General features: G+C 69.7%; 4 protein-coding genes and 1 pseudogene. 2 read left to right on the plus strand and 3 right to left on the minus strand.

What is annotated here, in order from left to right; genetic code table 11:
* Positions 1-38 precede the first annotated feature (38 nt).
* Positions 39-7,061 carry an ExeM/NucH family extracellular endonuclease gene (locus tag DK389_RS27030; RefSeq protein WP_109894345.1) on the minus strand — a complete coding sequence of 2,341 codons (7,023 nt, stop codon included), beginning with the start codon at positions 7,059-7,061 and terminating at the stop codon, positions 39-41.
* Between the two features lie 1,747 nt (positions 7,062-8,808).
* Here DK389_RS27030 and DK389_RS34620 point away from each other — a divergent pair.
* Positions 8,809-12,012: pseudogene (locus DK389_RS34620) on the plus strand (peroxidase family protein); the annotation flags it as partial.
* A gap of 239 nt (positions 12,013-12,251) precedes the next feature.
* Here DK389_RS34620 and DK389_RS34625 read toward each other — a convergent pair.
* Positions 12,252-12,701 carry a hypothetical protein gene (locus DK389_RS34625; protein WP_162560889.1) on the minus strand — a complete coding sequence of 150 codons (450 nt, stop codon included), beginning with the start codon at positions 12,699-12,701 and terminating at the stop codon, positions 12,252-12,254.
* A gap of 62 nt (positions 12,702-12,763) precedes the next feature.
* On the opposite strand from DK389_RS34625, the gene DK389_RS34630 reads away from it, so the two are divergent.
* Entirely contained in the window at positions 12,764-14,641 is a 1,878-nt protein-coding gene (locus DK389_RS34630) for a DUF4214 domain-containing protein (RefSeq protein ID WP_109894351.1), read from the plus strand.
* Between the two features lie 149 nt (positions 14,642-14,790).
* On the opposite strand, the gene DK389_RS34635 is transcribed toward DK389_RS34630, so the two are convergent.
* Positions 14,791-15,096 (minus strand): hypothetical protein, encoded by a 306-nt coding sequence (locus DK389_RS34635; protein WP_162560890.1) that lies wholly within the window; start codon positions 15,094-15,096, stop codon positions 14,791-14,793.
* Between the last annotated feature and the right edge of the window lie 32 nt (positions 15,097-15,128).

A 15,128-nucleotide genomic window follows, 5' to 3' on the forward strand; every position in this document is an offset into this window, starting at 1 on the left:
GTTGCGGGCCCCCGGGATCGGCGGAGCCGGCGCCCGGCTCAGCCGATCCCGCCCGCCTGGAAGGTGCCGTCACCGAAGGCGGACCGGCCCTCGTAGAGGCCGAATTGCAGGTAATGCTGCATCGGGTCGACGCCGGCGGCCGCCACGTCCTTGTAGGCGGCGAGATAAGCCGAGGTGTCGAACTCCCTGGCCGGGTCGCGGCCTTCCTTCCAGCCGAAGGTCTCGAAGTGGGTGAGCGGGTTGATCCCGGCCGCCTTCACGTCGCCGTAGGCCGAGAGATAGCCCTTCGTGTCGAACACCGCATTCGGATCGCGGCCCTCCTTCCAGCCGAAAGTCTCGAAATGCGAGCGGGCGAAGGCGAAGCTGTCCGCGCCGGCGGCCGAGGCCGCCCGCGCCACGTCGCCGTTGGCCAGGAGATAATGCTCCGCGTCGAAGCCGCCGCGGATGTCGGCAGCCCGGCCGATCGCCTCCGTGGTCGTCCGCCCTTCCGCCTGGCCGTATTCCAGGTAATGGGCGAGCGGGTTGAAGCCGGCCGCCTTCACGTCGGGGTTTTGGGCGAGGTAGGCCTCGTTGTCGAAGGCGGCTGACGGGTCGCGGCCCTCGCGCATCCCGTATTGCAGGTAGTGCTGGAGCGGATTGACGCCCGCCGCCTTCACGTCCGGATTGGCGGCGAGGTAGCCGTTCGTCGAGAAGAGCGGGTTCGGGTCGCGGCCCTCCCGCCAGCCGGAGGCCGCGTAATGCGCGTCCGCGTCGATCCCGGCCCGAAGCACGTCCTTGTTGGCGGCGAGATAGAAGAGGTCGTCGACGCCCGGGCCGCCGTCCCGCAGCAGGACGGTCGTGTCGGTGAACTGCACCCGCTCGAAGCCCGCGATCGCGTCCCGTCCTTCGGGCCCGGTCACGATCGTGAAGGCACCCTCCCGGGTCACCGTCACGTCGGCGAGCGCCGTGTTGAAGACCAGGGTGTCGTTGCCCGGCGAGCCGTCGGCGTTCTGGCCGCCGATCAGGATGTCGTCGCCCGCGCTGTTGACGATGGTGTCGTCGCCGGCAGCCCCGCGCAGGAGATCGGCGAAGGGCGTGCCCTGCAGCGTGTCGGCCCCTGCCGTGCCCGTCTTCGCCACGCCCGATTGCAGCACGGTGTCGGCGCGTAGCGCGAGGTTCTGGATGCGGATGTCGCCGGCCGGGCCCGTATCCGCCTGGCCGTAGGCGTTCGTGGCGTAGAAGGCCTTCAGATACTCGGCGAGCGCGTCCTGCTCGGAGCCCTGCGCCGCGAAGGTCTCGGTATCGGGCAGCGAGATCGGCCTGGCGTCGCGGAGCGCCACCTTGTTCTCGCCGAAGGCCGGGAAGGGGTAATTGTCGCCGCCGAGGCCGGGAGCAGCGGCGGTGCCGGTGGCCAGGAAGTCGAGGGTGACGACCCGGATCGCGCGGTCGGCGTCGCCGACGAGCTGGCCGTCCTTCACCAGCGTGTCGAGGATGTAGCCGCTGTCGTCGACGATCGCTGCCGAGACGATGCGCTGCCCCTCGCGGGTGACGTTGCCGTTGGCGTCGAGGGTCTGGGACTGCTTCGTCGCGTCGAACGCGTAGCGAATGCCGCCGATCTGCGTGAACTGGCCGAGCGTGGCGCCCGGCGCCACCGCGGCGACGCCGTGCTCCAGGATCCGCTCCAGCTCCGAGGCCGTCACGGTGACGAGGGCGAGGTTGTTGTTGAAGCGCAGCGAATTGGTGACGTCGAGCTGCGAGATGTCGCCCGCCCGCTTGCCGGCTTCCAGGTTGGCGGCGGGCGGCAGCTCCGCGGTGCCCCCGCCCGCCGTCGAGAAGGAGCCGATCGAGTCGCGGATGCCGCCGCCGTTCTTGATCGAGACGGTGACGGCCCCGTCGTACTGCTTGGCGTACCAGAGGTTCGCGTCGGCCGAGAGATTGCCGAGATTGGTCTCCTCGGTGCGCACCTCGCCGCGGCGGCCCTCGAGATAGACGCTGGTGCGGCCGAGGATGTTGCCGTCCTGCTGGCGGATGATGTCGGCGATGCCGACAGTCTCCTGCACGCCGTCATTGTCGGCGTCGAGGCCCTCAATCATCTCGCGCACCAGGAAGCCCTTGCTGCCGGGCGTGAAGGCGGCGGCCGTTGAGCCCCAGAGCTGGGCGACGGTCGCGTCGTCGACCGCCACCGCGCCGCTGGTCGCCGGGTTCACCGAGTCGCGGATGACGTTGCCCTGGTCGTCGAAGGTGACGGTGAGGCGGCCGACATAGGAATACTCGGAGGCCGTGTTGACGAGGGCCAGCGTCTGCCCGCTCGCGTTCGTGACGAATTGCGGGTAGCCGCCGCCCGCCGTGTCGCCCCGCAGGAGCCGGTCGTCGCCGTCGGCGAGAAGCGTGTGCGAGCCGCCGCCGATCAGCACGTCGACGTTGCGCAGGAGCGGCGCCAGCGCCTGCTCGTTGGCGAGCTGCTGCAGATGCGTGCCGACGATGACCTTGTTGAGGCCCGGATTGGCCGCGAGCACCCGGTCGACCTCGGCGTTGATCTGGTCGGCGAGCAGCCGGATGTTGTCCTGCCCGTTGAACCCGTCGACCGTGACGTTGCCGAGCGAGGTCAAGAGCGGCTCGAGCTGCGTCGTGGCGCCGATGAAGGCGATCCGCTCGCCGTTCTCCACGAGGATCGTGGACTTGGCGATCTTGTCGGCACCCGTGCCGGTCTGGGTCGATGTCGGGCCCGTCGCCGCGAAGGTCGCGTCGGAGATGTTGCCGTTGACGAGGCCCGCGAGCGCGGCCTCGCGGGAGAAGTTCAGGTTCGTGGAGAGGTAGGGGAACTGGGCGCCGACCCAGGTATCGTCGGCAGCCCCCGCCGCCGTGCCGAGATTCGCGCCGATGATGTTGGCGACCTCGGTCGGGCCGGAATCGAACTCGTGATTGCCGAACACCGCGGCCTGCACGCCGATGATGTTCTGGATCGTGATGTCGGCCCGGCCGACGGAGGGGGCGAGGCGGGCGTAGGCCGCCGCACCCGAGAGCCCGTAGAGCTGATTGTAGATGCCGTTGTAGGTCGCGGCGAGCTGCGGGTCGGCGCCCGCGATGAAGAACGGGCTCGGGATCCAGCCGTCGCCGGTCGACAGCGTGATCGAGTTCGGGGTCGAATCCTCCAGCTTGTCGACGATGGCCGCGAAATTCGCCGCGCGCTGCGTGGCGAGGAGGCCGGCTTCCCAGTCGGAGGCGTGCAGGATCTGGAGCGTGTACGGCATGGACGACGGCCCTTGCGTGGTGAAGTCGAGCTGATCCTGGGCGAGGCCCGCGAAGGCGTTGCCGGCCGCGTCCGTGATGGCGCCCGCGGGCACGATCACGTCGTAGGCGGCGCCCGCGCGCAGATCGGCGGTCGGGTTGATGGTGACCGTGCTGCCGCTGATCGCGACCTGCGCGGTGTCCGTGACCGCGATGGTGCGGGTGTCGCCTGCCCCGTCGCTGATCGTGATCGCGCCGGTGCCGGCCCGCACCGCCTCGCTGAAGGTGAGGACGATGTCGGCGGACCGGGCGACGGTGCCGGCATTGTCGGCGGGCGTCGCCGAGACGAGGCGCGGCCCCGTCTGGTCGAGCCTCAGCCCCACGAGGACGGGATCGTGGTCGGATTCACGGGCGACGACGGAGACGTCGAAATAGGCGGGGTCGCGATTGAAATCGAGGTTGTAGTCGAGGGCGTCCGCCTCGTCGGCGTTGACGTGCCACTCGGTGACGCCGGTGACCTGCCGGTTCAGGCTGGCGCTGGCGAAGGCGTGGTCGAGGGCGCCGTAGGCGGCGTCGAAGACGTAGGAATAGGGGTCTGCGAGGCGGTCCTCGGCGAGGTTCGTGAAGCCGCCGGCCTTCACGACGTCGAGGGCGTCCTCCTTCAGGTAGGCGTTGAAGTCGCCGAGCAGGATCGTGTCGCTGTCCTGCGTGCCGGTGGGCTTCAGCGCCACCCACTCGGCGAGCGCCTTGGCCGCGAGCTCGCGCTGCTGCTGCCAGGCGCCCTGCCCGTCCCCCTGGTCGGCGTCGGCCCCGGTGCCGGCACCGCTCTTCGACTTGAAGTGGTTGATGACGGCCGTGACATCCTCGCCCGTCGCGATCTCGTGGAAGGTGACGGCGAGCGAGACGCGGCTCGTGTTGGTGCCGTTGAAGATGTGGCCGAGCGTGCTCTGCTGCAGGAGCGCGGGATCGAAGGCGGCGACGTTCGCGTCGTCGAGGGTCGCGATCGTGGTGTTCATCGCCACGCTGACCTTGCTCGGCTTGTAGAGGAAGCCGACCGCGATGGCGTCGCCGCCGAGGAACTGGCCCTGGTCGAGCTGGGCGCCCGGGTTCACGTAGGCGTAGGTGCCGGCACCCGCCTTCAGGTTGAGCTGGCCGACGAGGTATTCGAGGGCGTTGCCCGGGTTGCCAGGCTGGAACTGGTTCTCGAGCTCTGTCAGGCCGAGCACGTCGGCGCCGGTGGCGATCAGCGTGTTGACGAGCTTCTCGGTCTGCCGATCGAACTCCGCGGCCGTGTTGGCGCCGCGCGGGTCGAGGCCGATCGCGGTCTTCACGCCGGTGGCCGAGCCATCGCTGTCGAGGGTCCGGAAGTAGTTCAGGACGTTGAGGCTGCCGACCTTGAGCGTGCCGCCGGTGTCCTCGGGCACGGCTGAGCGCGGGTTTTCCCGCACGAAGCTGTTGTCGCCGTCCTCGACCGCCCGCACCCGGTAGGCGCCGGACGGTCCGTAGCCGAGGATTCCGGTCAGCCCCGTCACGGTGTCGCCCATGCGCGGCGCGGTGGCGGTGCCGTAGGGGTTGAACCCGTCGAGGTTGCCGATCGGCTGGTTCTGGCCGTTCAGGCCGTCGTCGTAGACGATCGAGCGGGCGGCGGCCTGCGCAAGGTAGTCCGCGTAGCCCGCCGCATCCGGCTCGAACTCATTCGTGAAGCTCTCGACCCGCCCGCCTGCGGCGAGGCGGATCTCGTTGAAGCGGTCGAGGTTGAACTGCTCGGTGATGGTCAACGTCTGGGGCAGCGTCACCAGCATGCCCTCGTAGGCTTCGAGGTTCGGCTGGGCCGTCGCGCCGCTGCCCACTGTGCCGGCCGCCGGCAGCGAGACCGTCACCGCCTGCGCCTTCACCTGCGCGGCGCTCAGGGCGCCGGCCTGCATCACCTGGATGTTGGCCGCGGACGTGATCGCGATCTGCGACTCGCCGTTGAATTCGGTGATCGTTCCGGTGACGCGCACCCGGTCGCCCTCGGCAACGTCCCGGAGGAGATTGCCGGCGCCCTCGTAGACGAAGATGCCCTCCGAGGTCGCGCCATCGCCGTCCTGGTCCGCGCCCTCCTCCTGCAGGTAGAAGCCGCCGAGGCTGCGGCGCCCGTCCGCATCCCCGTTCTGGAAGTCGCCGACGACGATGGCGTCGAGGGTCACGGTGCGGCCGACGAGCGGGCTCGCCGCGCCCGCGCCCTGGACCTCGTGGATCTTGGTGATCCCCTGAGCCTCGTAGACCGTCGTGGTGTTGCCGACCTCGTTCGCCGAGACCACGAGCGCCCTGCCGGTCGGGCTGTCGGCGGCGCTGATGAAGGTGACGACCTCCGGCCCCGCCTCCGCCGCCGAGACCGGCGGCCGGTAGGTGACGTAGCGGGCGTTGGCCGGATCGGTGACGTCGTAGACCATGACGCCCCCGGTCCGCTCCAGGCCGACGAAGGCGTAGGTGCGGCCGTTCACGACGCCGATCGTGACGCCCTCGGGCTCCGGGCCCTTGTCGTCGGAGCGGGTGTCGGGGCCGGAACCCTGGTTCTGGTTGAAGATCGCGGGCACGTCGCGGGCGGTGATCGCCTCGAACTCGCCGCCGGTCTCGCGCACCTTCGTGATGGTGCCGTCGCCGTTGTCGCGGAAGATCGAGATGCCGCGCCCGCCGAAGGCGTAGAGCTGGTCGAGGTCGCCGTCCCCGTCCGTGTCGCCGAACTTGGTGAGCACGTTGAGCCGGCCGAGGTCGCTCGCCTTGAGCGCCGCGGCGTTCGGGAAGATGGTCGGGTCGAGGACGACCGCCGCGTTGCTCAGGCGTTTGACGTCCAGGCCCTCGATCCCGCTGCCGACGCGCCCGTCGCCCTCGTTGGCGGTGACGAAGTACCGGACGCCGCCGACCGTGTAGCTCGCGATGGCGTCGGGCTGCAGCACGCTGGTGATGGCGGCGTCGCGGAGCGCGATGCCGTTCTGGTCGTTCGGGTCGAAGGCGTTGCCGGGAAGCGCGTGGTCGACGCCGCCGAGCGGCAGGAGGGCGATCGGGCGGCTCGCGGCCGGGTCGGTGAGGTCGAGCACCGCGACCGCGTTCACCTCCTGCAGCGTCACGTAGGCCCGGGTGCCGTCGGCCGAGACGGCGATGTACTCGGGCTCGATGTCGGCGGCGGCCGACACGCCGGGGAAGATCGCGATGCCGGCCGCGCGCAGATCGGCCTCGAAGCCGTTCAGAGCCTCGAAGGTGACCGCGCTGGCGAGGGCGGCGGCGCCCGCCCCGTCCGCGAGGCTGATGATGCTGACGCTGCCGTTCGGGTTGACGGCGGACGAGACCGCCTCCGCCTCGTTGGCGACGAGGAGCCGCGTTCCGTCCGGCGTGAAGGTGAGCTGGTCCGGCACCGGCCCGACCTGGACGAGCTTCTGCAGGGAGCCCGCGGTGTCGTAGAGCGCGACGGAGCCGTTCTCCGAGCGGACCGCGTTCTCGTAGGCGACCGCCACGATGCCGTTCTTGACGGCCACCGCGTTGACGGCGCCGTAGCCGGTCAGGCCGGAGAGCGCGATCTCGCCGGTCTTGGTGAGGCCACCGTCGGCCCCGATCCGCACGATGTCGACGCGGTTGGCGCCCGCATTCGTGATGTAGAGCTGGCCGCTGGCGGGGTCGAAGGACACGCTCTCGGCGTTGCCGGTGCCCGCCGCGAAGCTTGAGAGCCGCACGAGGTCGAGGCTGCCGGTGCCGATCGGAGCCGTCGCCGCGCCCGCGAGCGAGGGCGCCCGCGGCAGGATCGCGATCGAGCCGATGCTCGAGGCCGTGGTGGCCGGCGCCTCGTCCGGGGCCGCGAAGGTCGGCGTCGTGGGCATGAGGAAACGTCTCGCAGCAGGCAGTCGGGGAAACGGAAGACGCGGGGGGACAGCGTCTGCCGGCGGGCGCGATGGGAGGGCGCGTCGGACGTGCGGAGGCCGCGGGAGGCGGCGTACGGGATCCGACAATGCCGTCCGGCCGCGCTCGTAGCTGTGCCGTGTAACGGTCACATGACGGCGCCGGCTAAGGACTCGCGCAGGCCGCGGGCAGCAGAACACGCCATCCTCAAGGCCGCGATAGCGGTACGGCGAGATGATCGCGGCCGCGGGGACGGTCTTTGCGGGTCGACGACATCGTTAATTCTGTCGCTTCTTTCCACAGCGGCGCGACGACATCCGAAATCCGGCGCAACCGCACGGAAACGGACGAAGCATCCCGGCGCCGCCGCGCGGAGCCTCTTCGGCACGGCGGCGGGCGCGCCTTAACCATCCCGCGGCGGGAACTAGCCCGCGGCCCCGAGGAGCGGGCCGCGCGACAGGCCGGCGGACGCCCGCGCAAGAGATCGCCTGATGAATTGACGTCCTGCGACAGCGGATAATCCGCCCAATTTCGATAAAAATCGTACTAGAACCACGGTCTAGTTAGTAATAGAGGCGTCGTTTTAGGTACAATTTATGTCTATTCAGTCCGTTAAACGTTCTTTAACAGCTTCATTAGGCCGAAAGACCGGCGAAATCTGTCCGTCAGCAGTCACTTCGACGCAGCATCCGTGCATCCCGCGCGTGTGCTCGTTCCCGTCGTGCCGCCCGGACATCTTCTTGGGAGGCTGTTATGGTTGCTCTCGTCAAGCACGACCTCGAATTCATTCTCCGTCAGATCAAGATCGCGGAGGCGAATTCGGAGGCGCATTCCGGGGCGCAGGCGAAGGCGCTCACCGCGATCTACGTGGACGCGAACGGCAACATCGTCGCCTCCACGGCGCCCGAGGCCGCCCTCGCCATCAGCCACCCGCTCGCGCCCTACGGGCTGCGCACGGTCGACGGCAGCTACAACAACCTGATCGCGGGCCGCGAGCAATGGGGCGCGGCCGACAACCCGTTCCCGCGGATCACGGACCCCTACTGGCGCAACGAGACGGACGACAGCATCTCCTTCGGGCCGGGCGCCGTGCTCACCGACGGCAATTACGGCGAGATGGGCGCCCCCCCTGCCCCGACCCGCGGTCTCGGCGGCGGCACCGTGGTCGACGCCGACCCCCGCATCATCTCGAACCTGATCGTCGACCAGACTCTGAACAACCCCGCCGCCATCTACGCGGCGCTGATCCACTCGGGCTACACGGGCGCCGATCTCGGCGCCGCCCTCCAGGAGATCATCGGCGCGCACAAGGTGGTCGCGCCCAAGCAGACGGCCGCCGATGCGGCTGCCGCCGCCGCAGAGACCGCCGAGCAGGCCGCAGCCACCGCCCGCGCCGGCGCCGATACCGCCCAGAGCAACGCCAACGCTGCGTCAGCTGCCGCCACTGCAGCGCAGAACGCCTACGATGCCGCTGCTGCCGCTACGGATCCGGTGACCTCTCCGGAGATGCTCGCCGACCTCTTGTTGGCCGCGACCAACGCCGCTGTAGCCGCCGACTTGGCGGGGACCGCCGCAACGAATGCAGACGCGCTGGCCGATGCGGCCGAGGCAGCAGCCGGCACCGCGCAAACGAATGCTGATGGCGCGGCTGCCACTCTGACGGCCGCCAAGGCGGATCTCGCCGCGCTGCTGGCCGGGCACAAGATCACGATGGAGGGCCAGTCCGTCGTCATCCCGAACGTGTCGCCGGACGAAGGCCTGTCGGCCCCCTACAATTCCTGGTTCACGCTGTTCGGCCAGTTCTTCGATCACGGCCTCGACCTCGTGACCAAGGGCGGCAACGGCACGATCTACATCCCGCTGCAGCCCGACGACCCGCTCTACAACCCTGCCTCGCCGAACACGAACTTCATGGTCCTCACCCGCGCGCCGGAAGGGGCCGACAACCTGACGACGCCCTGGGTCGACCAGAACCAGACCTACACGTCGAGCGCCTCGCACCAGCTCTTCCTGCGCGAGTACGCCATGGTCGACGGCAAGCCGCTCGCCACCGGCAAGCTCCTGGAGGGTGACCGCGGCCTCGCCACCTGGGCGGACGTGAAGGAGCAGGCCCGCACCAAGCTCGGCATCGACCTCGCCGACACCGACGTCTCGAACATCCCGCTCTTCGTGATGGACGCCTACGGCGAGTTCGTGCGTGGGCCGAACGGCCTCCCGCAGATGGTGATCTCGCTCGGCGCCGACAACACGTTCGGCGGGACCGGCGCCAATGCCGACGTGTTCGTCGAGGGCAGCCTGGCGAGCCCGATCTCGACCGCCAACGCGGTCCGGACCGGCCACGCCTTCCTCGACGACATCGCGCACGCCGCGGTCCCGGGGACGCTCTACGACCACGACGGCAATCCGGCGACCCCGATGGTGGCAGTCCAGGCGGATGCGGACGGCGTCGCCGGCAACGCCATCGGCTTCGATTCCCGCGGCAACAAGGTCGCCTACGACAACGAGCTCCTCGACGCCCACTACATCACGGGCGACGGGCGCGGGAACGAGAATATCGGCCTGTCGGCCGTCCACCATGTGTTCCATTCGGAGCACAACCACATGGTGCAGCAGGTCAAGGACATCGCCCTCGCCTCCGGCGACCTCGCCTTCCTCAACGAGTGGCTGCGGGTCGACGTGACCGCGATCCCGACCACCCCGGAGGCCATCGCCGCCCTGCAATGGGACGGCGAGCGCCTGTTCCAGTCGGCCCGCTTCACGACCGAGATGCAGTACCAGCACCTCGTCTTCGAGGAGTTCGCCCGCAAGGTCCAGCCGGACGTCGACGCCTTCGTGTTCAACCCGTCGATCGACATCAACCCGGCGATCTTCGCCGAGTTCGCCCACGTCGTGTACCGCTTCGGCCACTCGATGCTGCGCGAGACCGTCGACCAGATCGACGGTGACGGCAACCTGAACCCGATGAAGCTGTTCGACGCCTTCCTGAACCCGCTGGCGTTCGGCTCCGAGACGATCGGCCACGACGTCGCGGCCGGCGCCATCGTGCGCGGCATGACGGCCCAGGTCGGCAACGAGATCGACGAGTTCGTCACCCACGTGCTGCGCAACCAGCTCGTCGGCATCCCCCTCGACCTCGCCGCCCTCAACATCGCCCGCGGCCGCGACACCGGCATCCCGCCGCTCAACGAGGCGCGCCGCCAGTTCAAGGAGGCGGCCAACGGCGACAGCCAGCTCGACGCCTATGCGAACTGGACCGACTTCGCCCTGAACCTCAAGAACCCCGCCTCGATCGTGAACTTCATCGCGGCCTACGGCACGCATGGCTCGATCACCGCCGCGGCGAGCGTGGAGGCGAAGCGCGACGCGGCCATGAAGCTCGTCTTCGGCGACGAGACGCTGACGGGGTCCGCCAAGGCCGCGTTCGACGCCGACCGCTCCGCCTTCCTCAACGCCCGGGGCGCCTACGCCAACGATGCGAAGCTCGGCGGCCTCGAGGACATCGACCTCTGGGTCGGCGGCATGGCCGAGAAGAAGATGGCCTTCGGCGGCATGCTGGGCTCGACCTTCTCGTTCATCTTCGAGCTGCAGCTCGAGAACCTCCAGAACGCCGACCGGTTCTACTACCTGTCCCGCGTCCAGGGCCTGAACTTCCTCAACGAGCTGGAGAACAACTCCTTCTCCAAGATCGTGCTCAACAACACCGATCTCGGCGAGACCGGCTACGCGCTGCCCGGTGACATCTTCTCGACGCCGGACCACGTCCTCTACGTGGACAAGAATGTCCAGACGAAGTTCGGCTACGCCGACCCGGTCCAGGACGACCCCTACCTGCAGGCGCTCTCGCCGATGGTGGAGCGCATCGACGCCAACAACGACGGCGTCGCCGAGTACATCCGCGTCAACACCAACGACCACGTCCTGATCCAGGGCACCAACGGCAACGACCACATCGTCGCCGGCGGCGGCGACGACTCGGTCTGGGGCCGGGACGGCGACGACCGGATCGAGGCGGGCTACGGCGTCGACAAGATCCACGGCGGCAAGGGTGACGACATCATCACCAACAGCGGCACGGATATCGGCGAAGTGGACATGCTCCACGGCGAGGAGGGCAACGACGTCATCCACGCCGGCTCCGGCCTCGCCCTCGTCTTCGGCAACCAGGGCCAGGACTTCATCATCACGGGTCCGGACGGCAAGGAGGCCTTCGGCGGCACCGGCAACGACTTCATCCTCGGCGGCGAGGGCGGCGACTTCCTCCTCGGCAACGAGGGCGACGACTGGATCGAGGCGGGCAACGGCTTCGACACCACGGCCGGCGACAACTCGGAACTGTTCTTCAACTCGACCATCATCGGCCACGACGTGATGTTCGCGGGCGAGAACGAGCACGATTTCGACGCCGAATCCGGCGACGACATCATGGTCCAGGGCGAGTCCGTCATGCGCAACGAGGGCATGTGGGGCTTCGACTGGGCGATCCACAAGTTCCACAATCAGGGCGCCGACGACGACCTGATGCGCCCGATCTTCACCACCGACCAGCAGGACATCCTGCGCGACCGGTTCGACGCGGTGGAGGCGCTCTCGGGCTGGGACCAGAACGACCTGCTCAAGGGTGACAACCGCGGCTCGGCGGACCCGGCCGCCGAGCCCGAGGTCGGCGAGAACCCGAACCTCGCGGGCGCCGAGAACACCATGGTCAAGCACGAGCTGACCCAGGCCGGCGTCGACCGGATCGCGGGCCTGCGCGCCGTGCTCGGCGACTGGGTCGCGGCCAAGCCGACGGGCGCCAACGTCGACCTCGAGGCGATCATCGCCTTCGACGACGGCAACATCCTGCTCGGCGGCGGCGGCAGCGACGTGATCGAGGGCCGCGGCGGCAACGACGTCATCGACGGCGACCGCTGGCTCAACGTCCGCATCCTCATCGAGAAGGGCGGCGTGCGCTACACCGCCGACGGCATGGCCAAGAAGGTCTACCTCGAGAGCGATCTCGTGGAGGGCGTCCTGAAGCCCAACGCGGTGGCGCAGTTCGGCGGCACCACCCTCGACGCGCTGATGCTGAGCCGCACCCTCAACCCGGGCCAGCTCTCCATCGTCCGCGAGGTGGTCAAGGACGACGGCCTCGGCGACGTCGACATCGCGGTCTACTCGGACGTGGTGGCGAATTACAGCTTCGCCCGCAACAGCGACGGCTCGATCCGGATCACGCACGACACGCTGTCGGCCGGGATCGTCGTCTCGGACGGCGTCGACAAGCTCTGGAACATCGAGCGTCTGCGCTTCGCCGACGGCGAGTTCTCGGTGCGCGAGCTCGTCAACTTCCCGGCCACGGGCGTTCCGGTGATCGTCGACCCGACCCCCACCAACGGGCTCGTGTCGCCGACCGAGGGCCAGCCCCTCAGCGTCACCACGGCGGGCATCGCGGACGAGAACGGCCTCGGCGCCTTCTCGTACCGGTGGGAGCGCTCCGCCGACGGCGGGGCCACCTGGATCGCCATTCCCGGGCCGCCGGGGCCGGCCAGACCTTCACGCCGAACGAGGGCCTCCTCGGCTTCGGCAGCCAGGTCGGGAACATCCTGCGGGTCGGGGTCACGTTCACGGACGGTGACGGTCACCTGGAGACGGTGTTCTCGGCTCCGACGGGCGTCGTCGGCGACAACTGGAACGGCATCCCCTCGTGAACAACACCTTCACCGGCACGGCGGGCGACGACATCGCCACGGGCGTCAGCCCCGTGCTCATCTTCGGCGGCAACGACACGCTGAACGGCAACGCGGGCAACGACGTCCTGAACGGGGCGGGCGGCACCGACACGCTGAGCGGCGGGGCGGGCGACGACCGGCTCGACGGCGGGGCGGGCACCGACACGGCGGTCTTCGCCGGCACCGTGCGCAGCTTCACCTTCGGCCTGAACGGCCAGGGCCAGCTCGTCGTCACCGACCTGACCGGCGCGGAAGGGATCGACACCCTCACCACGATCGAGCAGCTGCGCTTCGCCGGCACCACCTACGCCCTCCTCAACGGGACCAACACGGGGGCGACCCAGAACGGCGGCACCGGCGCCGACCTCATCCTGGGCCACGGCGGCGCCGACACGCTCAACGGGGCCGGCGGCAACGACGTCCTCGCGGGCGGGGCGGGCAACGACACCGTCAATGGCGGGGCCGGCAACGACACCCTGCTCTGGCGGGTCGGCGACGGCCGCGACTTCATGGACGGCGGCGCCAACGTGGACACCGTCCACATCGGCGGCGACGGCACCGCCGAGACCTTCCGCGTCTACTCCCGCACCGAGGCGCTCGCCGCGGGCCTGTCGGGCCTCAACGCCAACACGGAGATCGTGATCACCCGCAACGGCACCACCAACGCCGCGATCATCGCCGAACTCGACAACATCGAGGAGATCGTGATCAGCGGCTTCGGCGGCGGCGACACCTTCACGCCGATCGGCAGCTTCGCCGGCACGAGCCTCCTGACCAGCACCATCACCCTCGAAGGCTCGCAGGACGACGACGTGGTGGACATCTCCGGCCTCACCTCGGAGCACCGCATCGTCTTCCGCACCAACGGCGGCGACGACCGGGTCATCGGCGCGCTGCGCCAGCAGGACGTGATCGAGCTCGCCGCGGGCCTCGCGCCCGACACCTGCGACACCGACGAGAACGAGGACGGCACCCACACGGTCTCCGGCGGCGGCCACAGCGTCACCTACGGAGCGGAAGGCAACCCGATCGTCCGCGGCGAGACCGAGTGGGAGGATCCGAGCGACGATCACCCCAGCCTGTTCCACCACCGCGAGCATTTCGGCAGCGTGAGCCACGACGTGCACAGCGCCGCGGGCGAGGTCTACGCCCTCTACGACGCCGTGTTCGACCGGGCCTGCGACGTCGGCGGCCAGCAATACTGGACCGAGGCGCGCGGCAACGGCCTCTCGCTTCGCGACCTCGCGGACACCCTGCTGCGCTCCGGGGAGGGCCAGTCGCATCTCGGCCAAGCGGACGACCGCGCCTTCGTCGAGAGCCTCTACCACACGGCGCTCGGCCGCGAGGGCGACACCGGAGGCACGGCGTACTGGACGGAGGCGCTCGGCGACGGCCTGTCGCGGGCCGATGCGATCCTCGCCTTCGCCTTCTCCGAGGAGAACCTCGCCGATCTGCAGCCGGCCTACACCTACGGTGTGTTCACGGCGGACAAGGACGCGGGCGGCGCGGCGCGGCTCTACTACGGCCTCCTCGACCGGGCGCCCGACGCGGACGGGCTCGCGGCCTGGACCGCCGCGCTGAAGGGCGGCCTCTCCGAGGTCGGCACGGCGCAGGCCTTCCTCGACTCGGCCGAGTACAAGGGCAAGTACGGGGGCCTGTCCAACGAGGACTTCGTGGAGCGCCTCTACAAGAACGCCCTCGGCCGCGACGCCGAGGACGAGGGGCTCGACTACTGGACGGGAGCCCTGGAGGCGGGCGCCTCCCGCGCCTCGGTCGCCACGAGCATCAGCCAGAGCCTCGAAGCGCAGCGCTGCCTGGTCTCGCAGATCGAGGAGGGCTGGCACCTCGTCTGATCCGCAGACGATCCCCGGCGCCGCCAGCCTCGGCGCCGGGGCTCTCGAGCCGGGGGAACCCCGGCCGGGCGCGCGGGGCGGGCGGATCCTTCCGGCCGCCCCGCCGCATGAGCAGCGTCGACCTCACGAAGACCCCGCACGTCAGTCCCTCACGACGTCTCCTTGGCTCCTCTCTCCCGCGAGTCGACCGTGCCGACAGGTTCCACGCCCACCGACCAGACCCGACGCGCCGCGGGCGCCAACCAGACCAAACACGCCGCGGGCGCCGGCCTGCTCCGGGCGTCGCGGCGTCCCGCCGAGGCCGGACCCGCGCGATGAGCGATCCCGCCGCCAGCCTCGACCGCGCGGCCTGCCTCGACGAGCAGATCTCGTTCGCGCTCCGCACCGCCGCCGCCGTCCACGAGGAGAACGGCAACGTCGCGACCGCCGAGGAACTGCGGGCGCAGGCCCGGCACCACTCGCTCCGGGCGATGCGGCTGCGGGCGCT

It is taken from the genome of Methylobacterium durans, from assembly GCF_003173715.1.
Lineage (GTDB): Bacteria > Pseudomonadota > Alphaproteobacteria > Rhizobiales > Beijerinckiaceae > Methylobacterium > Methylobacterium durans.